Source organism: Oscillatoria salina IIICB1, from assembly GCF_020144665.1.
Classification (GTDB): Bacteria; Cyanobacteriota; Cyanobacteriia; order Cyanobacteriales; family SIO1D9; genus IIICB1.
The window spans coordinates 1-1,251 of record NZ_JAAHBQ010000145.1 but is presented as its reverse complement, the minus strand read 5'-3'; the positions used below and the strand labels follow the sequence as shown (position 1 = coordinate 1,251).

Annotated in this window: 1 protein-coding gene; it reads right to left on the bottom strand. The window is 39.3% G+C overall.

Translation table 11 applies throughout. The features are described from left to right. Positions 1-158: 158 nt before the first annotated feature. Complete coding sequence (locus G3T18_RS24515) at positions 159-1,010, bottom strand: tetratricopeptide repeat protein (RefSeq protein WP_224413219.1); 852 nt, start codon at positions 1,008-1,010, stop codon at positions 159-161. Positions 1,011-1,251: the final 241 nt, after the last annotated feature.

Below are 1,251 nucleotides of genomic sequence, written 5' to 3'. Positions count from 1 at the left end.
ACTTCATCGCTAAGTTCTAAAGTTAAGGTTTGACTCATCGCTTAATTTTTTGATTCTCCATCATTGCCAAAAAAAGTTACCTAAACCTCAACATAGCCTGAGAAAACAGGCTATGTCTATTATTAATAGGTGAAGACTAAACTTTTCGCTACTAAATGTTATTCCTGATTCAATAACAACTGAAACTGATGTGAGTAGCGAATTTTGTCAAAATCAGAATCGAGCTTGGCAAAATAGCCATTGTAGGGATTAAGGGCGATCGCTTGTTGTAAACCTTTAATTGCTAAGCCTAAATTATCTAATAGTGCCGCACAGCAAGCTTGATTGTACCAAGCATATTCATCATCTGGTTCAATCGCGATCGCCTCGTCATAACTCGCGATCGCCCCTTGATAATTTCCTTGAAGTCGTAGCACTTCTGCTCGTTTATACCACGACAAATGATTTTTGGGTTTAATTTTTAAAGCTTCTTCATAACTAGCGATCGCTGCCGAATATTTTTCCAGATAACGGTAAGCATCACCGCGACGAAACCAAACCCAAAAATCATCACCACGGAGTAACAAAGCGCGATCGTAACTAGCGATCGCCGATTCGTATTCTTGCAAATGACGATAAGCGTCACCTCTTCTATACCAACTCCAGAAATCATTTTGGCGGAGTTCTAAAGCTTTGTCAAAAGACGCGATCGCCGCTTCAAACTCATCCAACTCTTCTAAGAGAAGATAACCACGACTATACCATGCCCAGTAGTCATCTGGACGAATTTCTAAAGCTCGCTCCAAAGACGCGATCGCCTCTTGATAATAACCCATAGCTTGCAGAGCATTACTGCGATCGTACCAAGCCCAATAATCATTAGGGCGAATTTCTACAGCTTTGTCATAATTCGCAAGTGCTTCTTCGTAACACTCGCGATCTGCTAATAACTTCCCTTCCTTATAAACATCCCAGTAATCATCACAAGCAAATTTTAGAGATGTATCTTCACCCGCACTAACTCGAACCATTTTCTGTTACCCTCCAAATAATATCTTCTAGCTACTCTAGCGGTGCTATTTTCAGTGTGACGTAGAGAAAATTTTTTGACATGGGTTAAAAGTTATAATTTTTCAGTTAATTTAATGCCATCTTGTCAAGAGTAAAAATACTCTTTATTTAGCTAAAAAATACTTACTACCTGAGAAGCAGGATCGAGGTTAGGAAAACTGCCACCAGCCAAAACCTAGTTAACTAATTATTTATGCCAGA

What these genes read in the sequence shown, in the direction of transcription:
- G3T18_RS24515 (WP_224413219.1), bottom strand. Translation starts at nt 1,010, where the DNA reads ATGGTTCGAGTTAGTGCGGGTGAAGATACATCTCTAAAATTTGCTTGT.